We start from the raw sequence: 26,630 nt of genomic DNA, 5'->3' as shown, positions 1-26,630 counted from the left end.
GAAATTTCGAAGTTTTCAAGCCTATAGCTTGAAAACGATTCACGATTCACGATTCACCCACCTATAAACTTTTTGATACTTCTTGGCTGAATCCAACCAACTAAAATGCTCCTCCATAGCTCTTTTTTGCATTTTTTCAAATTGCTCTTTTTCTTCTTCATATACTTCTACCGCCCATCTAACTGTATGATACAGTGCATGTGTACTTGCTTCATAAAATTTAAACCCATTTCCTTTATCTTCAAATCTGTCATAATTGACTATCGTATCATCAAGCCCGCCGGTGGCTCTTACAATTGGCAGAGTTCCGTACTTTAAAGAGTATATCTGGTTTAGACCGCAAGGCTCAAAAATGGAAGGCATCAAAAACATATCGCATCCGGCTTCTATCTTGTGCGCTAACTCATTGTTGTATCCTATATAGCAACCAAATCTTTCAGGATATCTGCTCGCAATTTCACTAAAAAAGCCCTCTGCCCACTTTTCTCCACTTCCAAGCATCACTATCTGAACATTGAGCTGCAAAAGCCCTTCTACACAAGATGATATAAGCTCTACACCCTTTTGTTTGGCAAATCTTCCGACAAATCCTATCAAAGCCGCGCCGTCACTTGGCACAAGATTAAAAATGCGTTGCAAATCTCTTTTGTTTTCTATCTTATCTTCCAAAGTCTCTATAGAGTAATTCCTCAGTATATATCTATCTTTCTCGGGACTCCACTCATCATAATCAACTCCGTTTAAGATACCAAAAAGCTTGTAGGAGTATGCTCTTATATGCTCTTGCAAACCAAATCCATACTCATCTGTTTGTATCTCTTTGGCATACTTTTCACTCACTGTGGTGATGGCATCACAAAAAGTGATACCTCCTTTTAAGAGATTGACTGCACCGAGTGCTTCTATGGCATATGGATTGAAATGTCTCCAGTCAACCCCCATAATATCCATGATACTTTTATCAAAAACTCCTTGATGTTGAAGATTGTGAATGGTCAAAACAGATTTTGTATCTTTAAAAAATAGATCATTTTTATAAACTGTTTTTAAAAGTATCGGCATAGCTGCACTGTGCCAGTCATTGGCATGTACGATATCGGGCTTAAAATCCAGTGCCATAGAAAGTTTCAAAGCCGCTTTTGATAAAAATATAAATCTTTTGTCGTTATCTTGGTAAGCTATGTTGTTTTCATCATAAAGTCCGCTTCGCCCATAAAATCCCTCATGCTCTATGAAATAAATTTCAACACTGCTATTTGGCAGATATCCTTTGTAAACACCGCACCAAATTTCTCCAAGAGTCCCCATATCAACTCCAAGTGCCATAGGCAGTTTCTCCAGGGTATCTCTGTTGATACTGTAGTATCTTGGCATAACGACTTTTACTTCATCACCCAATTCCTTGAGCGCTTTTGGCAAAGCTCCACTTACATCTGCCAATCCACCCGTCTTTGCAAAAGGTGCAACTTCGCTTGCTACAAAAAGTATATTCATAATAATTTCGCTCCCTCTAGTGATGCGTTTTCTAACTTGCTTATAACTATATCTAACCCTTCACAACTCTGCTTCAAGGCAAATTTATCCAAATCTTTTTTTATTATATCCAAAAGAAAAGGATTTGACTTTATGACGCCACCTCCAAGTATCAAAACTTTAGGATTGAAAAGAGTTACCATCGAAGCAGCCGCTCTTAGGATGGCTTCTAAAAAATTCTCATATATCTTTTGTAAATTATTATCTTTTTTTGTTTTCAACTCATCTAACTTCATATAGCCATACCCATAATACTTATACCACTTTTCAAGTCCGGAGCCAGAACCAAATATTTCTATACAATTATCTTTACCACATCCACATAAAAAAGGAGCCTTTTTAAAAGGTATATGACCTATCTCACAAGCTATATTCTTTTCTCCCCTGATAATCCTACCGGACTCCAAAGCCGCACCCCCTACCCCGCTTCCGACATATAAAAGTGCTATATTTTTTTGATTGATATATTTTGTTTCGGCCAACAGTGCACAGTTCAAGTCATTGTCTATCTTAAATGTTATATGATACTTGCTTTCAAAATACTCTTTGATATTTTTAACTTTTATCTTTATGTTGGGAGATGAGAGTATCACACCGTTATAAACCTGTCCGGCAAAAGATACGCTGATAGTTTTTATATCTTTATCTCTCTTTAGTTTCTCTTCCAAAAAAGATACCAACTCTTTTTCTTTGGTTGGATACTCCTCTTTTTTACCATTTAATTCGCATCTTAGTTTAGTCCCGCCGATATCCACAAAAAGCCTATTCATAAAGTTTTAGATACTCCTTTGCACTGTTTTTAAAAGAAAAGTCACACTTCATATCAAATTTGCAAACCTGCTCAAAACATTTTTTATCTTTATAAAGCCCTATAGCTCTCATGACAGCTTTAAAAAATTCTTCTTTCGCATAATCTTTAAAAACAAATCCTTTTGCACATTTATCTTCATCCTCAAAAACAGTATCTTTCAATCCCCCAGTTCGATGGACTATGGGAATAGTTCCGTATCTTGCGGCTATCATTTGATTTAATCCACAAGGCTCAAAAAGCGAGGGCATCAGCAAAAAATCCGCCGAAGCATAAAGCCTGTGGGATAGTTTTTCATCATATCCTTTGATATAAGTTATGTTTTTATATTTTTTACACTGTTTTAAGAGTATCTCTTCACTTTTTTTATCTCCTTCTCCCAAAAAGATAAAACTTGCTTTTAGTGTGGAAAACTCCTCTGAATTTTCCAATATCAAATATATCCCTTTTTGCTCAACCAGTCTGCCTATAAAGATAAAAAGAGGCAAATTCATATCTTTTACAAACTCTTTTTTATTTTTTATCTTGTTTGTCAAACTGTTTTTGTCATAATTGAATGAGATAAATTCATCATTTTTAGGATCAAAGAAAGCCGTATCTATACCATTTAAAATCCCATGAAGTTTATATGAATATTTTTTTAAAAATCCCTCAAGCCCACATCCATACTCTTTGGTCTGTATCTCTTTTGCATAACTTGGACTAACGGTTGTTACTATATCGCTATATGCAATGCCGGCTTTTAAAAGATTGACTTTGCCATAAAATTCCAAAGATTCGATATTGAAGTATTTTTTATCTATACCGACAACTTCCATCACATCTTTATCAAAAACTCCTTGATAAGCAAGATTGTGTATAGTGAAGATAACTTTCAAAGGAGTTTTTTGTTCTTTTAGCCATAAAGCACAAAGTGCCGTATGCCAGTCATTTATATGCACCGTATCGACTTTTAGCAACTTTGCGGTTTTTACTATAGCTTTGGAAAATATGGCAAATCTTAGAAAATCATCTCTGTATCCATACATATTTTTTCTATCACATAAGATTCTGTGATAAACAAAAAGAGTATCTTCATTTTTAAAAAGAGTGATTTTATACTTTTTTGCTCCAAGCTCCACATAAAAGCTTTTATAACAAGTTATATGGTATCTCTTTTTATCTATAAAACTGTATAAAGGAGTGATTTTATAAACTTCTATATAATTTTTCAATTCATTCGTCAAAGAGTAAGCCACATCAGCCAATCCACCGCTCTTGGAGTAGGGATAAATTTCACTTGAAGCATATAGAGGTTTCATTTTAAACTTTCCCTTAAAAGCTCAGCGGCACTCTCAGGACTTAAGGGGTTTATATGCATGCCACTTTGCAACTCGAAACCTCCTGTTTTATAAATACGAGGAGTGATAACGATATGAAATTTGTAAAAATTTGCTATATCGTCAAAAAAATCTTCGCTTTCATAACTTTTTTGAAAAGGAGGATTTTGCAGATATAAGTTATAATCGAACTCTCCTATCTGTGCTTTTAAAGCTTTGAGTATATTTTTAAGCATGATGGAGAGTTTTTTGTATCTATCCTCGTGCAATTCGCAAATGGAGCTTATCTGCATTTTTGGCATCAAAACGACTTCAAAAGCACTCAAGCTCCCATAAGGACAAAACGCTATAAAATCTTCATTTTCATCTACTATACGCACTTTTTGCTCTTTTTCATAATTTATCACATCTTCAAAAACAGATCTTCCGTGATGTTTGTAGTAATTATGATAATGATACATCAAAAAAAGGATATTTTTGGGGATGCTTGGCAGTGCTATAAGCTGAGTATGTATATGAGGCAGTGTTGCACCGGAGTTTTTCCCCTGATTTTTAAATATCGAAAAATACGTAAGCCTTATATCCTTTCTAAGGTCACATACTCTTTGTTTTATGGTTTCTATCCAGTCATTTATCTGTAAAATTTCCAAATTTTCAAAAAACAGTTCATGATTTGGGGTGTCTATGATGATCTCGTGTGCTCCAAATCCATCACTCTTTTCATACAATCCATCCTCTTTAAAACCGTAATCCGCCTCGATCTCTAAAGCTTTGTAAAGATTTGGAACTACTCTTGTCTTCCAACCGTTTTTATCTTTGAGCTCATATATCTCTTTAGGGGTCATATCTTCATGACCTTTACAAAAAGGGCATAAAGTATCTTTTGAAATTTTCTTCTCTTCGGCTGGATATAGGTTTGGTCTAGTCAGCCTGTTCGGAGCTATAATGACATTCTCATTTCTTAAAAGATCATATCTTATCTCAGACATTTTCAAGCCTTAACTTGCCGCTAATATGCAATTTTTTTGAAAAGTCAACAACAAAGGCAAAACTAACTCCCTGTACCATCAAATCATATCCTTTTTCACTTTTTGAAACCGTACAAAGAGGAGTTGATAAAAGCTTAAAAGGTTTATCAAGAGTAAAAATCAGCTTCTTTGAAGTATAAGCATCAAACAGAGAAAATTCTTTGACATTTTCCTTTTCAAACTCTTCTTCAAGACATATATCATCAAAATATACATTTTTTAGTTCTGCAAAATGAAGATTGAACTCAAGTGCATACTTATAACTGTTTTCATTTGTACTGTCAAGGTCTATCATGAAGTCAAAACCGTTATCTTCCATCTTATACTCTTTAGACAATACCGTATCATATTTTTTATCAAAATAAATACCGCCTTCTCTTTTAAAAAGCAATACATTGTCTTTGATATCATACTTAAAAGGCTGATTTGCAAAGTCACCGTACTCCCAAAAAGAGCATTTTTTAAAATTTTCAAGCGTAAAACTATCATTACTTATATGATCTATGAAAGAGTTTTTGATATACCAGTCATAGTCCAAAGAAGATGCCGTTTCTTCACTGACTTTTACATTCAAATTGTGTATAGTTTCTATCTCATCACTTTTTTTATCATTGGTTTCATCGGTTTTTTTTGCTAACTCTTTTATCTCTTCATGATAAGCTTCTTCTCTTCTTGTTATGACATTTTGAAAATTGAACTTTTTATCTCTTAGCAATAACTCGGTCATTTGTCCGCCGTAGTGACTATCAAACATAACTATAAAATCTTTTTTAACGCACTTTATCTCATCATATCCATTCAAATCATTGTCATATACGTAAATGATCTCTTTATCTTTGTATCTTATGTCTTCGCAAATACTTAAGTATTTGTAGGCATTGTCTCGTAAGTTGGGAAGATAAATCCCACCAAAAACCCCATGCCAAAAAACATCATTTGTTTGGAGTCTGTATAAACTGTCCAGATATTTTTTTGTTTTGATATTTGCATGAGAGATTTCAAGCATTCTTTTATGAAGTCTGTTTGACTCTTCATACTTGATGAAGAAATTTTTCCAAGTTCCACCTTTGACGAATTTATCGACGATATTTGGAAATGATTTCTCTACAATATCTCTGATATACTTTAACTTGAGTGCATTTTTTGTCTTTAAACTCCACTCTCCCATCTCATAGTATGAAACATTTTGAAGATAACTTAAAGACAGAGGCTTGTTTGAGTTGTAATAATCCTTAAAGTGCATAGTTTTTATCTCTTTGTCATTTATCAATGATTTAAAAAACTCATCAAGCCATCCCTTTTCATATACCCATTCATAAGTCTTTGGCCACAAGCCGAACTTTTCCAGATCATCAAATATGATAGCTGTTTTATGCTCTTTTATATCCTCAAGAGCTTCTTTTACGCTTTTAAAAGGAAGTGCATATCTCAGATCTTTGCTTATAGGGAAAAGTCCTATTTTTTTTGCATTGAATTCAGTGTAAAAATACCCGTCAAGTTCATTTTTATCAAATCCGGATGTTATCAAGTGATAGTCATCAACCATCACATACTCTATCCCTGCTTTAGAAAAATCATCCACCAACGAATCATCCCATACCCTCTCAGTAAGCCAAGCTCCTTTTGGATGTTGTGAAAATTCCTTAGATATCGTTTTGTTTAATTTTTCTATCTGTGCTCTCCTGTCTTTTAGAGGAATCGAAGGTAAAACCGGTTCATAGAATCCTCCTCCAAAAAACTCGATGACTCCATTATCAGATAACTCTTTTATGATTTTAAAAAGTTTTTTATGATTTTTTTTGATATAGCCCAAAAGCCATCCGCTTGAATGAACAGCGATACGCAATGTCGGATAGTTTTTTAATGTTTTAAAAAAAGGCTCGTAGCATTTCAAAACAGCTTCATCAACGGCTTTTGAAAAATTATCAACAGGCTGATGCATATGTACGCCAAAAAGCAATTCAATTTTATCTTTCAATTTCACTCCTATATAAAAAGCCTTTAAGTTTTATTTTACCTTTTACCGGTTCTAAAGGCGTCCATTTGTGCATGACGAATAAATAGCCTGAAGCCTCAGAGAAATTGCAAGGATGCAATTTTGAGAATGAGGTAAAAGATAGAATGAAACTTAAAAGCACTATACGAACCAATTTTTTTCATATTCGTTATCACAAACTCTGACATCACCGAATATTGGTATAAATTCACTATTTTTATCTTTATCGATTAGCTCTACCTGCATGCTTTGGTTTTTGTATCCACATATTTTTTTATCTATTTGTATCTCTATGAAGTCTTGTATAGACATATTTATAAATCTATCATTAAAATGAGTTTTTATAGGTATAGTTATGATTTTATCCGACTCTTTAAAGTGGATTTTTAACTCATTACAGTCATTTAATATTTTTTTAATATTTCCATCTATTCTTATATACAGATACTTTTCATTCTCTCCATAGTAAAGCTTTTTCATAGCAACTTCACTACCTTGCATAGTTGAAAATATCCTGTTTTCATCAACCATTCCGCTACCAAGCCACTCATAAAAAGAACTTTTTTTACCGTCTATTGTTACATCTATATCAAATTTGGGCTTAACCAAGCTTGATCTTATATCTCTTTCCTTTTGGATTGGCAAAAGCAGGTTCGAAGGAATTTTTAAGTTACATAAATTATAAATATCTATCAAATGTGATCTAAAGAGTATATCAAACTCACTCAAGAAATCACTAAAATGATCTTCTCCGTACCACCAGTACCAGTCAGAACACTCTGCGGCCAAAAAATGCTCTTGAACGACTTCATTGATATCATCACTCAATTTACATCTTTTCATATCTCTTTTTGTCTGATATAGCAATTCCCACGCTCTGTTTTTTTCACTGTGTCCCACCCATGTATCGAAATTGCCATATATCCAGCTTCCAGGATGCAAAGACGATAACTCTTGTGCCTTAAGTGTACTTACCTCATCGAAAGTAGAAGTTTTTATATACTTTGAAGTTGATAAACCTTTATATAGATTTGTAAAAAAATCTTTTGCATTATTTTTGTAAAACTCCCACGCATTTTCGCCGTCAAGTATGACAAACAGCGTGTTTCCATCATTTTTCTCTTCGATCTTTTTTATAAAATCCTCAGATGCGGCTTTTGCTTCTTTATATCTGTACGTAAAACCTATCAAATCACTTAAGGCATGATCTCTAAACCCTATGAAAACACCGTTATGCCTGTATCTTCCGTATTTTAACTCATTATCCGTTTTGTCCAGGGTTTCATAAAGTATGGCTTCATCGGTTGCTATCCATTTTATCTCTCTTTTTTTATAAAATTTTACACTCTTTTCATCAACAGCCCCTTCAGCAGGCCAAAATCCACTTGGCTTTTGATCAAATACTTCCTCATAAAGCTCTATAGCCTTGTCCACCTGTTTTTTGGCATCTTCTTCCAGACTCATATACTCTCTTGGTAAAACAGTTTCCGGATTTGATACCTTAGCATTTTTCATATCAAATAAAAGTGGTAGTATAGGGTGATTATAAGGAGTGGTTGAGAGGGATATTTGCTTGTTTTCAAGTAACTTTTTATAGAAAGGTAAAATTTTTGGTATAAATTCCATAAGCTCCTTTAAAAGCTCTTTTTTATCTTCTTGATTAAAGTCTCTGCCTTTTTTTATGAAATTTTTTATGATTTTACTGTTTTCTCTTAAGTAATTCCCACACCAAGAAAGCAAAAATAAAACTTCCAAATCAACAAACTCATTTTCACTAAAATCATTTAACTTATACAACTCTACAAATCTCTCAAATTCTTTTACCATAGTTTCAAACTGAGGTGATTTGCATATCTTTTGAACATAACTTTTTTCTTTATCATTCAAACTTTCAGGTTTTTTTATCCAAAGAGATAAAAATTTATCCTTTTTAAAACCCTCTTTTTCATACTGTTTTATCTGGGATATCAAAGTAGGCGTTATATTGAATGTCGCTTTTAAAGATGGATAAAGTGATAATATCCAGGGCATATCATAGTAATCCTTTATGCAGTGTAAAAACACCCATGGCATCTGAGATATACCGTTTTTATCCAGGTAGCTTGGCTGATGCATATGCCATAAAAAAACGAGATTTCTCGGCACTACTTTTTTTGCATCCATTCTTTTATCATTTTTTCATATTTTCTATCCAACTCTTCACCCGTTATCTCATCTTTTGCCTGAATGTAGAGATTTAAGTGATCGCCGAATTGATCAGGTATCATCAAAACCCAGTCGGTATCATTTTCCCATATTTTAACTCCATCGACTGTCGAAGATTTTTTATCTTTTGCGACTTGGAGGAATTTTCTCATGATTTTACCCTTCATATCCTGAGTGCATTTTATCTTACACTGATGATAGTAGAACTCTTCAACAATTTTTGATATATTTGAGAGCTTTTGTTCCCATCTTGAAAGCATTTCCATGATCTTTAAAGTCGCATATATGGCATCTCTGTGAAGAGAAAACTCCGTAAAAGCAAAATTACCGTCAATAGTTGCTATAAGGTCATATTGCTTTAGTTTTTTTGCTTTGAAATTGGCATATTTACCTCTTTCTATGATTAGATTATCAAACTTTTTATCCATAAAATCAGGCGCCCAGGTAGGTAAAAACACCGCTTTCTTTTTTCCTTTCGCTTCATAGTTAAACAGATACAAAACAACTAAAAGTGCTTTTAATTTATTTAGTACCTCACCTTCATCCGTAACAAGAGCCAGTCTTTGACCGTTTGGATAAAGAAGGATACCAAGGTTGATACCGAGACTTTTTACAATGGCGGAAACTTCCTCTTTGGATTTTTTTTCAACCTGTTTTATATTTGCCATTTTATGATAATCCGTATAAGCGTTTAAGATGATATTGTCCATTTGGATATCTGCTATGATCTCCGGAAATATATCTTTGGTACCCCCAAACATCAAATCCACGACCACTTTAAAGTTATTTTTTTTGATGATCTTATGATCTATGGTAGTTTCCAAAGCGGCTTTGTATTTGTGGCATTCATCAAGGCGATTTATATAATTTTCCCATATGCGACCTATTCTTTTATACTCGACTCTTCTAAATTTTTGCTGGAAAAAAGCTTTTTCTATCTTTTTTGCCATATCACTATCTATACGCAGCCCCTCTTCGGTAAAAAAAGTGAACTCCACACTTGTAGGATCATCCATATTTTGCCTGAAGTAAACACCGGCACTCAAGTTTTCATCACGTCCCAAATTGTATCTAAGTACCGAAGGCGGCATAGCTTTAAGATCGGTTATATTGATACCGCCTGAAAGAAGTCCTCCAAGAAATGCTCTTTTCAACATTCTGGCACTTTTTGAGTGATCTCTTGCCACTATGACATTAGAGCCTTCAGGAAGTTGTGCGGCAAACGCTTCTGCAAGTTGACAAGACATTTCGCAGGATAGTTCAAGGTTGCTCTTACCGATCACTCTTCCGTTTTCAAAGATAGAGTTTTTGTATTTGCTGCCCCATATGACATTTTTATTGACTATCGCGGCAGGTTCTATGATCTTAAAAGGCCATACGGTTACATCCTGGTCAAATACGGCAAATTTACCCACTTCACAACCCTCAGCAAGTATAAGCCCCGCTTTTGCACTGACATTGTCATCTATCATATTGTCATTGCATATGACTCCGTTATCCAGTATAAATTTTTTACCGACTTTTATATCACTCCAAAATACACTGTTTCTTATATTCGCATCTTTGTCTATCTCTACATTGTTGCCTACGACGATATTTTGCAGCCTGCCGTTTTTTCCTATCTTTACATTGTCACCTATGACAACAGTATCGATGATCTCCACTGTTTTATCTATATGGCTGTTCCCTGTTAGATACAGCACTCCGTTTGGATACTCTATCTTCTCGCCTGGTATTTGAAAGTTGACTTTTTGTTTGAAAATATCATCATATACTTCGCGGTAACTCTCAGGGTTTCCAACATCTCTCCAATAACCATGTGCAGTATAAGACATCAGATCCACTCCCTCTTTCATCAAAAGAGGAAACAAATCTTTGGCAAAATCAAAACTACCTTCTTTAGGGATATATTCCAGTATCTCAGGCTCTATCACATATATGCCTGTATTTATAGTATCGCTGAAAACTTCGCCCCAGCTTGGTTTTTCCAAAAATTTCTCTATCTTACCCTCTTCATTTGCTATAACAACACCAAATTGCAAAGGATTTTCAACAGAAGTCAAAGTGATGGTCAATCTTGAATCAATCGAGTTGTGATGATCTATGATCTTTTTAAAGTCAAAGTCACTTACCAAATCCCCACTGACTATGATAAAAGTGGTATCGAGGAACTCTCTTGCGACTCCTACCGCTCCGGCTGTTCCATAGTCCTCATCAGGAAGCACATACTCTATGTTTGCACCGATACAACTTCCGTCACCAAAATGGTTTTTGATGATATCAGGTTTGAAGTAGAGTAAAATCACTATATCTTTTATGCCAATTTCTACTAATTTTCTTAATGTATGCTCCATCATGGGAAGGTTAAATATCGGAAGCATAGGCTTTGGCATAGAGTTGGTAAGGGGCTGTATCCTTGTACCAAAACCACCGGCCATCATAACCGCTTTTATCTTTTTGCTCATTTTCCATCCTTTTTTATATAAAGCCGGTTTTAAGTTTCATTTCGGCTTTTACCGATTCTGAGGGCGTCCATTTGTGCATGATGCACAAATAGCCCGAAGCCTCGGAAATATTGCACGGATGCAATATTGAGAATGAGGTAAATGCTGAAATGAAATTTAAAATCCAATATCATACACTCAAATCTATCGCCGAATTTGTTCCTCCAAAATTGTTATGAACTTCTATGGCATCTTCATCGTTTACCCATTTTTTTCCGTCCACAAAATATCTAAACTCATAAATCACACCAACGGGCAGGATTTTGGTCAGATAAAAATCACCGTTTTTTTTCTTTTTCATCTTCTCTTCTTTCCACTCGTTCCAAGAACCTACTAAAGACACACTATCTTCCCCACCATTTGGCACATAGGTAAATGTAACCCATGCTTTGTTGTTATTTTTCTTGATCTTTATCATTATTCCTCTCCTTTGTAATTATATAGTTTTTCATAATACTCTCTCACCATCCTAGATGAGTCAAAGTACCTTATGTCACTCATACCGTTCTTTACTATCTCTATCCACTTTTTAGGGTTTTCATAGTAAGTCGGTAGTATCTCATTTTCTAAGATTTTCATCATATTTTCATAATCTTGCCTGTCTTGCTCCTCTATACTCAAGCTTGGATCTGCATGATGTATGGTAAATGAATTTACTCCGTCTTTGTAAAATTCATCGTGCCACCCGTCATCAACGGAAAAATGAACACTTGCATTTGCAACTGCGCTCATCCCGCTTGTCCCACTTGCTTCTCTTGAGTATCTTGGAGTATTTAGCCATATATCACTACCCTGTTTCAAAAGCTTTGACAGTCTCAATTCATACCCTATAAGAACTGCAACATTTTTAAACTCTTTTGAAATATTCACCAAATCGTTAAACATATTGACCGCCCTGTAATCAAGCGGATAAGGTTTTCCTGCCCATATGATTTGAACGGGTCTTTTTGTATCGTTTATCAATTTTCTAAATCTGTCTAGATCATAAGTCAAAAGCCATGGCCTTTTATACTCGGCAAATCTCCTTGCCCAAACGATAGTCAATATATCCGGATCAAAAAGTTTTCCCGTTTGGTCGGCAACTTCTTCAAAAAGTATCCTTTTTAAGTGTTTTTTTCTTCCTGTGAGCTGGTAATCCTCATGCTCTTGAAACCAGCTAACCAACTGCTTATCAGCCCAATATATCATATTTTGTGCATTTGTTATGCCGATTATCTCACATTTTCCTTTGACATCTTTCCACATATCATTGGCAACTTTTTCATGTATCTTCGATACGGCATTCGCTCTTTTTGAAACTTTTAACGCTCCAACGGTAAGTGAAAAACTATCATCATGATAATCAAGTGTCTCTTTAACCTCATCGACACCAAACCCATTGAAAAATCCCATCTCCTGTAGTAGCTTTACATCATGCTCCTCATTCCCTGCCATCTCCGGGGTATGGGTGGTAAAGACAACTCTTTTTTTAACTTCCTCTAAACTTTGGTACTTCTTCAAAAGTTCAAAAGCCAAAGGCAGGGCATGTCCTTCATTTAAATGATATACATCTATCTTCTTGCCCAAGGCTTCAAGTACTTTTACTCCACCGATTCCAAGTACTATCTCTTGAGCTATCCTTGTCTTTTCATTTGCATCATATAGTTTGTGGGTTATTGTCCTTGCAAGATAATCATTTTCAAAAACATCCGTAGAAAGAAGTATCAAAGGGGCTGTATCAAAGCATTTAGCCGGCAGTAAATAAGCTTTTACGGTTATAGGTACTGAATTTATATGAACAGTAACCTTGATATCCAAATCCTCTATAAAGTAGTAAAACTTCCTTAAAAAATCAACCTTTAAAGTTCTATCCTCATGCCTGTGCTGATCATAATATCCATAGCTCCACAAAATTCCTACACCTATGGTATTTTGTCCCAAGTCATTGGCACTTCTTAGATGAGATCCCGCCAAAAATCCCAAACCGCCGCTATAATTTTTAAATGCCTGATCTATGGCGAATTCCATAGAAAAGTATGCTACTTTTGTTTGATATTTTTCGTTTATATTGTATGTTACCAACTTCATGTTTATTTATCATTTCCTTCAAATTTTTTTACAAGTATCTTTTTACCAAACTCCACTCCGGGCTGATCGTAAGTGTTTATATCAAAAAGTGCGCCGGCATATGAAGTTAAAAGTTCAAAGTACATTATAAGTGCACCGATATTTGTTTCGCTTAACTTATCAAGAGTTATCAAATCAACCGGGATATTCTGGGCGATTATACTCTCTTTTGTAGCATCACATTCTGCATTGATCAACTCATTGAAACTGTGAGCGTTGACGAAGTCTGTTTTCTCCAAATTACCAAGCGATATATTAGGTATCATCAAATCATTTTCAAAATCCTTTATCTTTATAAAAGTGACTGTCTTGTCTTTGGGACCTTGCATGATAAGTTGCAAAAAAGAGTGCTGATCGACCGAGCCTATATGTCCTACGGGTGTAAGTCCGACATGTTTGCCGCTCTTATCTATCTTTCCAAGTGATTCAGCCCAAAGCTGCACAAACCATTTGGTAAAATCCTCCATAAAATCAGCATATGAAAAAAGTATATTTATAGGATATCTTTTGTAATTTTCAACTTGAAAAAAAGCTTTTAAGGCTATATGCTCTTCATTTGTATCAAAAAAACTCTCCATAAATTTTTTTGCACCTTCAAGTATATCTTTTACATCATATCCTGCCAATGCCAAAGGAACGACGCCAACGGCACTCAATACGGAAAATCTCCCTCCGACATTACTTGGAATCGTAAAAGCCTTTAGTTCATAGCTGTCTGCAAACCTGCAAAGAGGGGAGCCTTCATCACTTATGGCTATAACTCTTTTTTTATCTACTGTCATCAAATCAATATCAAAAAAAGATATCACGGTTTTAAATATAGACATAGTCTCAACCGTTCCACCTGATTTTGAAACGACAACAAATATCGAATCTTCCTTTTTTATACCTGATAAACCATTTGATATGGTAATGGGGTCAGGATTTTCTAAAAATAGCATATTTTTTATATTTTTGTATTTGTGTCTTAGCATTGAGTGGATCGCTTTTGTTCCCAAGGATGAGCCACCTATACCTATAACCACTATATTTTTTGCACTTTTATAGACCCCGTCTTCGTTGACCATGAAATTCTCGACTTCTTTTAAAAGATTGATAGAATCATAAGGAAGATTGTAGTATCCACTCACTCCTCTCTCTTTTTCATATACCAAAGAGCCAAAAGCATTCATTATGTTTTTATCTGCATCATTATCCAAATCTACTTCAAAGTATTTTTCAAACTCTATCATAACTTATCCTTAAATATTTTTTCTATTATCTCTTGTGCCTCACTTTGTAAACTTTTCAAATGCTCTTTGGATATAAAACTCTCGGCGTAAATCTTGTATATATCCTCTGTTCCTGAAGGTCTTAAAGCGATCCATCCACTTTTTGCAACTATCTTCAATCCCCCGATATCAGCACCGTTCCCACTGGCTTTGGTGTATATATGCTCTATCTCCTCATTACCTAAAGTTTTTTCTTGTATATCTTCAGGTTCAAGATTTTTAAGTATCTCTTTTTGTTTCTTTGAAGCGGGAGCATCGATCCTCTCATAGTATGACCTTCCAAACTCCTTTTCAAGATCGTCATAAATGTCACTAAGATCTTTTTTTGTTTTTGCCAAAATTTCAGCAGATAAAAGAGTCAGTATAATGCCGTCCTTATCGGTAGTCCAAACGCTTCCGTCAAACCTTAGAAAGCTAGCTCCGGCACTCTCTTCACCACCAAAACCAAGCTTACCGTCAAACAGCCCTTCGCTGAACCATTTAAAACCTACAGGCACTTCATATACTTTTCTATCCAAAGATGCTGCTACTCTGTCTATCATAGAGCTTGACACCAGAGTTTTTCCGACTTTCAGGCTCTTATCCCACTCTCTATGTTTAAAAAGATACCATATGGCTACACTTAGATAGTGATTTGGGTTTAAAAGACCGCCTTTTGGAGTTACTATGCCGTGTCTATCAGCATCCACATCATTGCCAAAAGCTATATCGTACTTATCTTTCAAATCCACTAGACCTCTCATCGCATAAGGCGAAGAGCAATCCATCCTAATTTTTCCGTCATGGTCTAAGTGCATAAAAGAGAATGTAGGATCAACATAAGGATCTATGATATCCATATCCAGCCCATATATTTCTTTGATTTTTTTATAAACTCCAAGAGCAGTCCCGCCAAGAGGATTTGCACCTATTTTAAGATTGGCTTGTTTTATAGCATCCATATCTATGATACTTGAGAGTGAGTTTACATAAGGAGTTATAAAGTCATACTCTTTTATATATTTTGAATTTATGGCTTCTTCATAAGAGATACTCTTTACATCTTTAAGTGAATTTTTTAAAATTTCATTCGCTCTGTTTTGTATCTTGGAAGTTATATCCGTATCAGCAGGACCACCGTTTGGCGGATTGTACTTGTACCCACCGTCACTTGGGGGATTGTGTGAAGGGGTTATCACCACTCCGTCACTTTTTTTACTATTTTTTTTATTTTCTTCCAAGATTGCAAAAGATACAAGAGGAGTCGGAGTGTAGCCGTTATCTTTAGCGATGGCAACTTCTACTTCATTTGCCGCAAATACTTCCAAAGCAGTCATTTGAGCCGGAGTCGAGAGAGCGTGAGTATCTTTTCCAAGATACAAAATCCCATCTATGTCCTCTTTTTTTCTATATTCGCAAATTGCCTGAGATATGGCTTTTACATGATCTTCATTGAAGCTTTTTTTGTAGGCGTTTCCTCTGTGACCCGAAGTTCCAAAAGATACCGTCTGGGCTTTTACATCAGGATTTGGCTTAAGAGCAAAATATACACTTATCAAAAAGGGGATATCCTCAAGCATATCCCTTGGCACCGGTTTTCCAGCCATTTTACTTAACATTTTAATCCTTTAAAAAATCTCGTTGGCAACCTCATCGACATGGTCTCTTTTGCCACTTTTTACATGTATCCATGCTATAGGTACGGCTATGAGAGCGGCTATGATGATAAAATATAAAAAGTTATACACCATATCAGCGTAGTAGTCCACCATTCCAAGTAGAGCGACAAAAAGTACAAAATATGTCAAAAAGATCTTTATATATCTTTTCCATGAAAACTTTTTCTTATGTTTTTTATGAGTCAATTTTTATTCCTTAAAATATCTTTTCCAATTATATCAAGAGTTTCATTAAATTCATAAACTATAACTTCACCCGTTGGAATTTCAAACTTAACTATCTCGTTTTTATCCATTTTTTCTATCTGCATTACAAGCGACCTTAGAGAATTTCCATGTGCACTTACAAGAACGGTATGGTTTTTGGCCAAAAAGGGAACTATCTTTTCATAATAGTAATTTATCACTCTTTCTTTCGTATCTTTTAGCGATTCGCTTCTTGGCAGTATGGATTTGTCGACGGTTTTATACTTCCTCTCAAACTCCGGCAGTCTATTGTCTCCATCCTCCAAAGGAGGGGGCGGGGTATCATATCCCCTTCTAATACTTAAAAATATCTCATCCCCCACCTCTTTTTTTATCAAGTCTTTATCTTTTCCCTGCCAGGCTCCGTAGTGTCTTTCATTTAATTTCCAACTTTTATATATATCTATATGTTCCCACTCCATCTGCTTTAAAAGAATTTGTGTGGTATGGATAGCCCTTTTGAGCCATGAAGTAAAAGCGACATCCGGATATAAAGAGTTTTCTTTTAAAAGCTTCCCGGCATTTTTAGCTTCTTTTCTACCTTCTTTGCTTAACTCCACATCAGTCCAGCCGGTAAATATATTTTGTTTGTTATAGACACTTTCACCATGTCTTACAAGGATAAGCTTTGACATTTTTACTCCATTTTCGAAGCTACGAAATCGGCAAGCTCAAGTAGTCTTTGCGAATATCCGTACTCATTATCATACCAAGCCAAAACTTTCACCATTCTATCTCCTACCACCGAAGTCGATAATCCGTCGATGATGCTTGAGTGTAGATTGCCCAGGATATCACTTGATACCACTTCATCCATAGTGATTTCAAGTATCCCTTTTAGCTCACCTTGTGACGCTTTTTTAAACGCTTCATTTACTTCATCTACCGTTACGGTTTTATTCAAGAGAGCTACTATCTCGGTTATTGCGCCATCTGGTACAGGTACTCTTAGTGCCATGGCTTCCATCTTGCCTTTTAGTGCGGGTATGACTTCCGTAGTTGCTATCGCTGCTCCTGTTGTAGTGGGGATGATGTTTACAGCCGCCGCTCTTCCTCTTCTTCTTTTTTTAGCTCTTTTATCTACTGTAGTCTGAGTTGAAGTATATGCATGAGTTGTAGTTATCATCGCATTTTTCACTCCAAAGTTCTCTTCTAAAACCTTCATAGCAGGTGCTAATGAGTTGGTGGTACAGGATGCGTTTGATAAAAGATAATGATTTTTTGGATCGTATTCGTTTTGATTTACCCCTAGAACTATGGTTTTATCTATATTTTTACTGGGAGCCGAGATGATGACTTTTTTCGCTCCCGCCTGTAAATGTTGCTTTGCCAAGTTGCCGTCGGTATAGTGACCCGTACACTCCAAAACTATATCTATATCAAGTTCTTTCCACGGAAGCTCCAAAGCATTGTGTGAACTTACTATGGTGATCTCTTTACCGTCTATGGTAAGCTTTTCATTTCCCTCGGTTTTTATATCGAAATCCGCTCTTCCGTGAACCGAATCATACTTCAAAAGATAAGCGGCATCTTCCACACTTGAAGTGTTTGCCGCAACTATCTCACAATTTTTTGGCAAATTTGCCATATAGTGTCTTAAGACTTGGTTACCTATCCTTCCAAGTCCGTTTATAGCTACTCTTTTCATTTTATAACCTCCTTGGTTTTATTTCCTATCGGTAAGTAGAATTTTTCAAGATATTCATTCATCATTCTTCTTGCGCTAAATTTGGGTGCGATACTTAAAATCGACTCTTTCATCTTTTTTATCCACAAAGGCGATATGCCCTCATCATTAAATCCGTAAAAAAGAGGTATGATCTCATTTGTCAAAGTATCATAGATCGATTTAGCATCAGCTTCATCGTTAGACACATCGCCCCCTATGCTCCATCCGTTTTTTTGGTTATATCCCTCTATCCACCATCCATCCATCGCGGAAAAATGCAAAGTACCGTTTACGGCGGCTTTCATCCCGCTCGTGCCGCATGCTTCAAGAGGAATCCGTGGATTATTGAGCCATACATCTACCCCTTTTACAAGATATTTGGCGACTTCTTCGCCATAATCCTCCACAAAAGCTATCCTTCCTTTAAATCTCGGATTTTGTGCTACCTTAAAAATATTTTGTATCATTTTTTTACCGGGATTATCTGAAGGGTGAGCTTTTCCGGCAAAGATGATCTGGACCGGTTTTTCACTATCACACAGGATTTTTTCCAAAGTGTTCAAATCTTTTAAAATCAAGTCGGGTCTTTTATAGCTTGTCATTCTTCTTGCAAAACCTATAGTTAAAATATCTGGATCAAGCATAACTCCTTCAGCCATTGCCACGAGTGGGTCTATGCCTTCATTTGACCATTTTTGCCTAACTCTTTCTCTTATGAAGTTTACCATCCTCACTTTATTGGCATAATGTATATCCCAAAAAGTTTGATCGTCTATGTCATATATCTTTTCCCAAATGTCTGGATTGTCCTGCAAATTAAGCCAATCCTCGGAAAAAATCTTATCCAGATTATCAAAAAGCTCATCGCCTATCCAAGTCGGTAGATGAACCCCGTTTGTAACATAATCGATAGGCACATCGTCTTTAGTATCTTTTGAAAAAACATTTTTCCATATTTCCTTTGTAACTTCTGAGTGCTTTTTGCTTACGGCATTTCTATGCTCGCACATTTTAAGTCCGAACACCGTCATGTTAAAACCGCTGTTTGGAGCATCGGGATTGATACCGAGATTTAAAAAATCCTCTTTTGAAATTCCAAGTCTCTTCCAATAGTCTGCAAAATAGTTACTCATCATATCAAAACCGTACACATCCGTTGCAGCTTGCAAAGGTGTATGTGTTGTAAATATGGAGCTTTCTCTTACTTTTTGCAAAGCATCTTTAAAACTCATATTATCTTTTTCCATGAAGCTTCTTACTCTTTCAAAAAGAGCAAATGCCGGATGTCCTTCGTTTAAGTGAAGTATAGAGTACTCAACCCCCAACTCTTCAAGCACTTTATATCCACCGATGCCAAGAACTATCTGTTGTCTAAGTCGTTGATTAAGATCTGGGACATACAAATGTGAACTTATCTGCCTATCCCACGGATCATTTTTATCTATATCAGTATCAAGCAGATACAACGTAACTCTTCCAACATTTATCTTCCAAACCGAAGCAAAAATAGGCGGGTCTATAAAAGGTACTTGTATGGTAAAATGATCACCGTTTTTATCCAAAACCCTTTCTATAGGAGCTATATCCTTATCTATCGTTTCGTTTGTCCCGTTTTGCCAACCGTCACTTCCTATAACTTGTCTTATATAACCTTTTGGATACATAAAACCTATACCGACCATCGGGATATTCATATCGCTTGACTCTTTTAGTATGTCTCCCGCTAAAAATCCCAAACCGCCCGAGTATATGGGAACGGAGTGATGCAAACCGTACTCCGCGCAAAAGTATGCAACAGGCAAAGATTTTTCCTCTTTGACTTCACTCATATAACTTTCAAAAAGAGCGAGAACGAACTTATACTCTTTCATAAAATGCCTACTTTTAACCAGGGATTGAAGGTCATTTTCACTCAAACTTTTTAAAAGTTTTATGGGATTGTGACCGCTTTCTTTCCATAGATACGGACTTATAAGTCTAAAAAGATCTTTTCCCCTTGGGTTCCATGTCCACCAAATGTTTAGTGATATTTTTTCAAGTCCCTCTATCTCTTTTGGAAGTTTCGGAAGGGCTATATTTTTTGAAGGGTCTTTGCCTAACATCTTTATTTCCAGTAGTATTTAGCTCTGTCACCGAGCTTGTCTTCTATCTCAAGAAGCCTGTTGTATTTTGCAAGCCTCTCACTTCTTGAAGCTGAGCCGGTTTTTAAGTGTCCCGTACCCATAGCTACCGTAAAATCTGCTAAAAATGTGTCACAAGTTTCACCTGATCTGTGAGAAACAAAAGCTCTCCAGTTGTGTTCATAACAAAGTCTTACCGCATCTATGGTTTCACTTACTGTCCCGATTTGGTTTAGTTTTATAAGTGAAGCGTTTGCGGTGTGTTCTTTGATACCTCTTTCGATAAACTTGGTATTGGTTACAAATATATCATCACCTACCACTTCTATCTTATCACCTAATTCTTTGGTAAATTTTTTGAATCCGGCCCAATCCTCTTCAGCCAAAGGATCTTCCCATAAAATGATAGGATACTTTTTAATCCACTCTTTTGCCATCTCTATGAGATCATCACTGCTTTTTTTACCAAGCCCTGACCACTTCAAATCATAATTGTCTTTCTTTCCTATGGCAAAAGATGTAGCCGCACTGTCAAGCGCTATGGATATATCGACTCCCGGTTTATAGCCTGCTTTTTCTATGGCTTCTATAATGATCTCTATGGCTTCTTCGTTACTTTTTAAATTTGGTGCAAAACCACCCTCGTCTCCGACTGAAGTTGCCAAGCCTCTTATCTTTAGGATCTTTTTTAAAGTATGAAAAGTCTCAGCCACATATCTCAAACCCTCTTTGAAAGTCGGTGCTCCAAAAGGTACCGCCATGAACTCTTGTATATCCACACTGTTATCGGCATGCTCTCCTCCGTTTAGGATATTCATACAAGGAACCGGGATTCTGTTGGCGTTTGAGCCTCCGAGGTATTCATATATCTCAAGATCATGACTAACAGCAGCCGCTTTTACAGCAGCCATGGAAACTCCAAGTATGGCATTCGCTCCAAGTTTTTCTTTGTTTGCGGTACCGTCAAGCTCTATCAATCTTTTATCTATCTCAAGCTGATTTGTTGCATCCATGCCTTTTAAAGCGGGAGCTATGATCTCGTTGACATTTTCAACCGCCCTTAAAACTCCTTTGCCGCCGTATCTTGTCTTATCTTCATCTCTAAGTTCACAAGCTTCATACTCTCCGGTACTTGCTCCGCTTGGAACGGATGATCTTACTTTCGTTCCATCCTCGAGCTCCATAAAGACTCTAACAGTAGGATTTCCTCTGCTGTCAAGTATCTCCAAACCTCTTATACTTTTGATTTTACTGCCCATGATCTTCTCCTTATCGTTTCATCATCATTTTAAAAAATACCTGCTGAGCTAATTTGCCAAAACTCTCCGTCAAAGTCGGATGAGGATGTATGACACCCAGTAAATCCATCACGCTCATCTTCTTTGCAACCATCAAAGAGGCTTCTCCTATCAATGAAGCGGCATCTTCACTTAGTATCTCTATGCCTATAATTATACCTTGTTTATCCATTATAAACTTTAAGAAACCAAGCTCTTCTTTATCGATTTGAGCTTTTGCATCTATCTTGTAATCATATTTTTCTATATCAACTTCCAATCCCTCTTTTTTGGCTTCAACTTCACTGATACCGACCGATGCTATCTGGGGAGAAGTGAAAAGCACCCATGAGTTTTTACTAAAATCCACAAAATGTGGATGAGGAGCATACATGTTGTGTACAACTATACTCGCTTCATACGATGCGGTATGAGCAAATTTGGGTGCATTGATGCAATCCCCGCAAGCATATATATGTTCTTTTGTGGTTTTTAGGGTTTTATCTACTTTTACTCCGTGTCTGTCATACTCTACACCCGCACTCTCAAGGTTCAATCCATCCACATTTGCCACTCTTCCGGTTGCTAAAAGGACTCTTTGTGAAGTTATGGCTTTTTCTTTACCTTCTTGTTTGAATTTGACACTAAATTTCTCATTTTCAAAATCAATACTTTCTATATCGACATTAAAGTCCATTGTGACCCCGTTTTCCATCATCCTTTCTTGTACCGCAAGTGCGGCATCTTCATCAACTCTTTTTAGGATTCTCTCTCCTCTTTCAAGAATATGTGTTTTTACACCAAGCTCGTTGAACATCCCTGCTAACTCACAGCTTATAGCTCCGGCACCTATAAAGAGTATCTCTTTTGGTAACTCTTTTTCAAAAAAGACATCTCTGTTTGTCCAAGCTTTATCGACCCCGTTTCCTTTAAAAGGAGGTAAGTTTACTTTGCCGCCTGTTGCTATGAGAGCCTTTTGAAAGCTTATATTTTTGCCACCTACATTTAAAGTATGCTCATCCTCGAACTTTGCCTCACCCTGTACATACTCTAAGTTAGGATTCTTATCCATTTGTATAAAAACCGCTTCGCTTCTTCTTTTTAAGATCGCTTCTTTATCTTTTAAAACTTCTTCCCAGTGTATCTGAGGCTCACTTTTAAGTGCTACATGAAATTTGGAAGCATCTTTTAGCATTTTATATCTGTTTGCCGCATTTTCCAAAACTTTTGACGGAATACACCCTTCAAACAGACACTCACCACCCGGTCTTTCTCTTTTGTCTACAAGCAACACTTTTTTCCCAAACATTGAGGCCGCCGTTGCCGCCGGAGTCCCGGCAGGTCCCGCTCCAATCACAACCAAATCGTACTGCATCACTTATCCTTTAAAATTTTTAAAGCTTCTTTTACTGTTTTATTCTCTACCGTTATGGCAAATATAGCATTTGCCATTTTAACAGCTTCTTTTAACTCTCTTTGATGGATATTTCTTCCTGTTCCGTTGCCTCTGCTTTTTCCTGTATGGATTTGTGCATAAAGCTCATCTAAAAACTCTTTTTCGTCTATCTTGTTTCCACCCTCACAAAGCACACCGCTTCTGCCTGCCGCGGTTGTTACCTCTTTTAAAAGTTCGGGTTTGAATTTGCCATTCTCATAAGGGACTTTAAGCTTTATAAAATCAGCTCCCAAACATGCTCCTACTCCGGCAGCTCCGGCTATAAGATGTCCATCATGCTCATCTTTTACATAATTTCCTTTAGGATATATCCAAAGTACGGCAATAAGTCCATTTTGATGAGCTTGATGGATTATCTCGGCAGCTTCTTTTAACATATTATGTTCATACTCACTTCCAAGATATACAGTATATCCCACACCAAGTATATTTAATTTGCTCTCTTTTTTAAACTTGATTATCTCATCCACGCCAAGCCACTGTTTTGAGTATGGGTCTTTGTCACTATAAGGTATGAGATTGGTTTTGGAGTTTAACTTTACTAGATAGGATATATCCTCATAATCCCTTGCATACCTGCTTATAAGCCCAAATTGGGTAGCGAATACTCCTATCTTTGCCTTTGAAGCTATTTTAAAAAGATGCTCCGGATCGTTATCTTCTTTGGGTATACCTTTACCGTAAAAGTCATTGTTCAAGTGTTCAACTTTTTGATCTCCGGCAAATAGCATAAGCCTACCGCTTCCACCTGTTGCTTTTTTAAAATTTTTCAAAAACTCTTTCTCTTTTTTTACCGGAACATCAGCCGGAAGATAATCTGTCAATTTCATTTTTCCATCTCCTTTTCAATCTTATCTATATGCTCTATGGTCTTTAAGACACTATCTGGATTTAAACTGATGGAGTCTATGCCAAGTTTTACAAGATACTCTGCAACTTCTGGATAGTCTGAGGGTGCTTGACCGCAGATGCCGCTGTGTCTTTGATTTCTTTGGCATCCTTTGACCGCAAGCTCTATCATTTTCATGACCCCAGGATCTCTTTCATCATAATCAAACGCAACTATCTCACTATCTCTGTCAACCCCGAGAGTTAGTTGGGTCAGATCATTGCTTCCTATGCTAAAACCGTCATAAATCTTGCTAAATTCATCAATTTGTATGACATTATTCGGTATTTCGCACATTACATATATCTTTAAGCCATTTTCACCTTTTTTGAGACCATATTTTGCCATAGTCTGTAACACTTTCTCGCCCTCACCCACTCTTCTACAAAATGGTATCATAAGTATGACATTATCAAAACCCATCTCATCCCTTACTCTTTTCATGGCTTTACACTCCAACGCAAAACCGTCTTCGTAAGCAGGATGGGAGTATCTTGCCGCACCTCTGAAACCTATCATAGGGTTATCCTCTTTGGGCTCAAAAAATTTACCTCCAAGTAAAGTCGCATATTCGTTTGATTTGAAGTCACTCATCCTAACTACACAAGTGTTTGGATATACACAAGATGCTATGGTAGCTACACCCTCGCTAAGAGTTTTTACAAAAAATTCTTCATAATTCTCATAAGCTTGGCTTAGCTCATCGAGTTTTTTTCTTGTTTCATCATCAACCTTATCAGGATGTCTTAGTGCCATCGGGTGAGCTTTGATGTATTCGTTTATGATAAACTCCATCCTTGCCAAACCTATACCTTGAACAGGCAGTGAACTTAAGCTAAAAGCTTGGTCAGGATTACCAAGGTTCATCATCACTTCTGTTTTTGGTGTAGGAAGTGTGCTTAAGTCAGTTTTATCTATCTTGTATCGCATTTTGCCCTCGTAAACATAGCCTGTTTCACCCTCGGCACAACTAACAGTTACCATAGTCCTGTCTTTTAAAACTTCCGTAGCATCATCGCAACCTACGACTGCAGGGATACCAAGCTCTCTACTAACTATTGCCGCGTGGCATGTCCTGCCGCCTTTGTTAGTTATAATCGCAGAAGCAGTTTTCATGATAGGTTCCCAATCAGGAGTAGTAGTGTCCGCTACCAAAACTTCACCTGCTTTAAAATCGCTTAAATGTTTTACATCCTTTATCACATGCACAGCACCCTCACCTATCTTGGTTCCTACGGCTCTTCCTTTAACAAGTACTTTGCCTCGCTCCAAAAGATGATAAATCTTTAAGATAGTACCTTTCTTTTGAGACTGCACGGTCTCAGGTCTAGCCTGCACCATATAAAGATGGCCGTCTATACCGTCTTTTGCCCACTCCATATCCATTGGTTTTCTAAAGCCGGCTTTTTTTGAGTAGTGATTTTCCACTTTTATGGCATAATCAGCCAACACCATTACATCATCATCACTTATGGCAAATTTTGATCTCTCTTCTTCGGTAGTGGGGATATTTTTGGTGTATTCTACGGCTATATTTTGTGTATTTAACTTATCGGTAAATATCATCTTTAACTTTTTGCTACCAAGTCTTCTTTTTAAAACCGCTCTAAAACCTTTGTTGAAAGTCGGTTTGTGAACATAAAAACTATCTGGATCTATAGTACCTTGTACGACATTTTCCCCAAGCCCCAAAGCAGCATTGATAAATACAACATCCCTAAAACCTGTCTCAGTATCAAGACTGAACATCACCCCGCTTGCACCCTTGTCACTTCTGACCATTTTCATGACAACCACACTAAGATATACTTTAAAGTAGTCAAAATGATTGTCAAATTTGTAGTGGATGGAGCGGTCTGTAAAGTTTGAAGCAAGACATCTTTTGTAGGCATCAAGAAGTTCATCTTCTGTTTCGATATTTAAGTAAGTATCGTTTTGTCCAGCAAAAGAAGCCTCAGGCGAATCCTCCGCAGTCGCAGAAGATCTTACCGCCATGGACAAATCATCTCCGTACTCTTCTTTTAATTTTTCATAACCATGCAATATCTCATCTTTTAAATCACTTGGCAATTCACACTCCCAGATAATTTCTCTGCAAGCCTTTCCTCTTTTTTGCAACTCTTTTAAGTTATTTGGATCCAAGTCATCCAACTCTTTGTGAAGTTTTTTCCAGGCATCATTAAAATCAAGTATATACCTATAAGCACTAGCCGTCACGGCAAACCCGTTTGGCACTCTAACACCTTCACTTGTTAAATTTTGATACATCTCTCCCAAAGAAGCATTTTTGCCTCCGACTTCAGGAACATCTTCTATACCTATCTCATTGAACCATTTTATATACTCACTCATTTGACATCCTTTAATTATTTCTCTACTGAAATTATACTCCAAATTCTGTTTACTATTGATTTAATTTTTAAAAATTACTTAATTTTTTATCTAATTTTATTTGTAACTTATGTAATTTTATCATAAATTCAAAGGTTAAATTTGTTTCTTAGTTAACAAATGTTAAACTTGTGACTATTTCTTTCTGCAAAAG

Annotated in this window: 19 protein-coding genes; all 19 read right to left on the bottom strand. The window is 36.4% G+C overall.

The window, feature by feature from the left end:
• Positions 1-39: 39 nt before the first annotated feature.
• The gene (glgA, locus tag ACZ47B_RS00945) at positions 40-1,494 is read right to left on the bottom strand and encodes a glycogen synthase GlgA (protein WP_464894808.1); all 1,455 of its coding nucleotides are present in this window, start codon (positions 1,492-1,494) and stop codon (positions 40-42) included.
• The gene (locus ACZ47B_RS00940) at positions 1,491-2,303 is read right to left on the bottom strand and encodes an ROK family protein (RefSeq protein ID WP_464894807.1); all 813 of its coding nucleotides are present in this window, start codon (positions 2,301-2,303) and stop codon (positions 1,491-1,493) included. Before ACZ47B_RS00940 ends, glgA begins: the two co-directional genes overlap by 4 nt.
• Positions 2,296-3,642 carry a glycogen synthase gene (locus ACZ47B_RS00935; protein WP_464894806.1) on the bottom strand — a complete coding sequence of 449 codons (1,347 nt, stop codon included), beginning with the start codon at positions 3,640-3,642 and terminating at the stop codon, positions 2,296-2,298. Before ACZ47B_RS00935 ends, ACZ47B_RS00940 begins: the two co-directional genes overlap by 8 nt.
• On the bottom strand, positions 3,639-4,649 hold the full coding sequence (galT, locus tag ACZ47B_RS00930) for a galactose-1-phosphate uridylyltransferase (RefSeq protein ID WP_464894805.1): 1,011 nt from the start codon (positions 4,647-4,649) through the stop codon (positions 3,639-3,641). Before galT ends, ACZ47B_RS00935 begins: the two co-directional genes overlap by 4 nt.
• On the bottom strand, positions 4,642-6,672 hold the full coding sequence (locus ACZ47B_RS00925; protein ID WP_464894804.1) for an alpha-amylase/4-alpha-glucanotransferase domain-containing protein: 2,031 nt from the start codon (positions 6,670-6,672) through the stop codon (positions 4,642-4,644). The genes galT and ACZ47B_RS00925 overlap by 8 nt, the downstream gene beginning before the upstream one ends.
• Before the next feature lie 153 nt (positions 6,673-6,825).
• Positions 6,826-8,847 (bottom strand): glycoside hydrolase family 57 protein, encoded by a 2,022-nt coding sequence (locus tag ACZ47B_RS00920; protein ID WP_464894803.1) that lies wholly within the window; start codon positions 8,845-8,847, stop codon positions 6,826-6,828.
• On the bottom strand, positions 8,829-11,354 hold the full coding sequence (locus ACZ47B_RS00915; RefSeq protein WP_464894802.1) for a sugar phosphate nucleotidyltransferase: 2,526 nt from the start codon (positions 11,352-11,354) through the stop codon (positions 8,829-8,831). The genes ACZ47B_RS00920 and ACZ47B_RS00915 overlap by 19 nt, the downstream gene beginning before the upstream one ends.
• 169 nt (positions 11,355-11,523) lie before the next feature.
• The gene (locus tag ACZ47B_RS00910; protein WP_464894801.1) at positions 11,524-11,811 is read right to left on the bottom strand and encodes an early set domain-containing protein; all 288 of its coding nucleotides are present in this window, start codon (positions 11,809-11,811) and stop codon (positions 11,524-11,526) included.
• Positions 11,811-13,460, bottom strand: a complete 1,650-nt coding sequence (glgP, locus tag ACZ47B_RS00905; protein WP_464894800.1) for an alpha-glucan family phosphorylase — start codon at positions 13,458-13,460, stop codon at positions 11,811-11,813. The genes ACZ47B_RS00910 and glgP (ACZ47B_RS00905) overlap by 1 nt, the downstream gene beginning before the upstream one ends.
• A 2-nt stretch (positions 13,461-13,462) precedes the next feature.
• Positions 13,463-14,731 carry a glucose-6-phosphate isomerase gene (locus tag ACZ47B_RS00900; protein ID WP_464894799.1) on the bottom strand — a complete coding sequence of 423 codons (1,269 nt, stop codon included), beginning with the start codon at positions 14,729-14,731 and terminating at the stop codon, positions 13,463-13,465.
• Positions 14,728-16,368 (bottom strand): phosphoglucomutase (alpha-D-glucose-1,6-bisphosphate-dependent), encoded by a 1,641-nt coding sequence (gene pgm, locus ACZ47B_RS00895; protein ID WP_464894798.1) that lies wholly within the window; start codon positions 16,366-16,368, stop codon positions 14,728-14,730. The genes ACZ47B_RS00900 and pgm overlap by 4 nt, the downstream gene beginning before the upstream one ends.
• A 9-nt stretch (positions 16,369-16,377) precedes the next feature.
• Positions 16,378-16,614 (bottom strand): hypothetical protein, encoded by a 237-nt coding sequence (locus ACZ47B_RS00890; protein ID WP_464894797.1) that lies wholly within the window; start codon positions 16,612-16,614, stop codon positions 16,378-16,380.
• Positions 16,611-17,309: a 2,3-bisphosphoglycerate-dependent phosphoglycerate mutase gene (locus tag ACZ47B_RS00885; protein WP_464894796.1), complete on the bottom strand. Its 699-nt coding sequence runs from the start codon at positions 17,307-17,309 to the stop codon at positions 16,611-16,613. The genes ACZ47B_RS00890 and ACZ47B_RS00885 overlap by 4 nt, the downstream gene beginning before the upstream one ends.
• A gap of 2 nt (positions 17,310-17,311) precedes the next feature.
• Entirely contained in the window at positions 17,312-18,322 is a 1,011-nt protein-coding gene (gap, locus tag ACZ47B_RS00880) for a type I glyceraldehyde-3-phosphate dehydrogenase (protein ID WP_464894795.1), read from the bottom strand.
• A complete protein-coding gene (gene glgP, locus ACZ47B_RS00875) occupies positions 18,319-20,445 on the bottom strand; it encodes an alpha-glucan family phosphorylase (RefSeq protein ID WP_464894794.1) in 2,127 nt (708 codons plus the stop codon). Before glgP (ACZ47B_RS00875) ends, gap begins: the two co-directional genes overlap by 4 nt.
• Before the next feature lie 2 nt (positions 20,446-20,447).
• On the bottom strand, positions 20,448-21,722 hold the full coding sequence (eno, locus tag ACZ47B_RS00870; RefSeq protein WP_464894793.1) for a phosphopyruvate hydratase: 1,275 nt from the start codon (positions 21,720-21,722) through the stop codon (positions 20,448-20,450).
• A gap of 10 nt (positions 21,723-21,732) precedes the next feature.
• The gene (locus tag ACZ47B_RS00865) at positions 21,733-23,115 is read right to left on the bottom strand and encodes a dihydrolipoyl dehydrogenase family protein (RefSeq protein ID WP_464894792.1); all 1,383 of its coding nucleotides are present in this window, start codon (positions 23,113-23,115) and stop codon (positions 21,733-21,735) included.
• A complete protein-coding gene (locus ACZ47B_RS00860) occupies positions 23,115-24,026 on the bottom strand; it encodes an aldolase (RefSeq protein ID WP_464894791.1) in 912 nt (303 codons plus the stop codon). The genes ACZ47B_RS00865 and ACZ47B_RS00860 overlap by 1 nt, the downstream gene beginning before the upstream one ends.
• Positions 24,023-26,437 (bottom strand): phosphoenolpyruvate synthase, encoded by a 2,415-nt coding sequence (gene ppsA / locus ACZ47B_RS00855; protein WP_464894790.1) that lies wholly within the window; start codon positions 26,435-26,437, stop codon positions 24,023-24,025. The genes ACZ47B_RS00860 and ppsA overlap by 4 nt, the downstream gene beginning before the upstream one ends.
• Between the last annotated feature and the right edge of the window lie 193 nt (positions 26,438-26,630).

Source organism: Thiofractor thiocamini, from assembly GCF_055384375.1.
The sequence above is the reverse complement of the archived record's forward strand: the minus strand, read 5'-3'. Positions and strand labels throughout refer to the sequence as shown.

Excerpts from the sequence above, each read along its gene's own strand:
- ACZ47B_RS00865 (WP_464894792.1), bottom strand. The coding sequence starts at position 23,115 with ATGCAGTACGATTTGGTTGTGATTGGAGCGGGACCTGCCGGGACTCCG.
- pgm (WP_464894798.1), bottom strand. The coding sequence starts at position 16,368 with ATGTTAAGTAAAATGGCTGGAAAACCGGTGCCAAGGGATATGCTTGAG.
- ACZ47B_RS00940 (WP_464894807.1), bottom strand. The coding sequence starts at position 2,303 with ATGAATAGGCTTTTTGTGGATATCGGCGGGACTAAACTAAGATGCGAA.
- ppsA (WP_464894790.1), bottom strand. The coding sequence starts at position 26,437 with ATGAGTGAGTATATAAAATGGTTCAATGAGATAGGTATAGAAGATGTT.
- ACZ47B_RS00915 (WP_464894802.1), bottom strand. The coding sequence starts at position 11,354 with ATGAGCAAAAAGATAAAAGCGGTTATGATGGCCGGTGGTTTTGGTACA.
- ACZ47B_RS00900 (WP_464894799.1), bottom strand. The coding sequence starts at position 14,731 with ATGATAGAGTTTGAAAAATACTTTGAAGTAGATTTGGATAATGATGCA.
- ACZ47B_RS00860 (WP_464894791.1), bottom strand. The coding sequence starts at position 24,026 with ATGAAATTGACAGATTATCTTCCGGCTGATGTTCCGGTAAAAAAAGAG.
- eno (WP_464894793.1), bottom strand. The coding sequence starts at position 21,722 with ATGGGCAGTAAAATCAAAAGTATAAGAGGTTTGGAGATACTTGACAGC.
- glgP (WP_464894800.1), bottom strand. The coding sequence starts at position 13,460 with ATGAAGTTGGTAACATACAATATAAACGAAAAATATCAAACAAAAGTA.
- galT (WP_464894805.1), bottom strand. The coding sequence starts at position 4,649 with ATGTCTGAGATAAGATATGATCTTTTAAGAAATGAGAATGTCATTATA.
- gap (WP_464894795.1), bottom strand. The coding sequence starts at position 18,322 with ATGAAAAGAGTAGCTATAAACGGACTTGGAAGGATAGGTAACCAAGTC.
- ACZ47B_RS00920 (WP_464894803.1), bottom strand. The coding sequence starts at position 8,847 with ATGGATGCAAAAAAAGTAGTGCCGAGAAATCTCGTTTTTTTATGGCAT.
- glgA (WP_464894808.1), bottom strand. The coding sequence starts at position 1,494 with ATGAATATACTTTTTGTAGCAAGCGAAGTTGCACCTTTTGCAAAGACG.
- ACZ47B_RS00910 (WP_464894801.1), bottom strand. The coding sequence starts at position 11,811 with ATGATAAAGATCAAGAAAAATAACAACAAAGCATGGGTTACATTTACC.
- glgP (WP_464894794.1), bottom strand. The coding sequence starts at position 20,445 with ATGTTAGGCAAAGACCCTTCAAAAAATATAGCCCTTCCGAAACTTCCA.
- ACZ47B_RS00885 (WP_464894796.1), bottom strand. The coding sequence starts at position 17,309 with ATGTCAAAGCTTATCCTTGTAAGACATGGTGAAAGTGTCTATAACAAA.
- ACZ47B_RS00935 (WP_464894806.1), bottom strand. The coding sequence starts at position 3,642 with ATGAAACCTCTATATGCTTCAAGTGAAATTTATCCCTACTCCAAGAGC.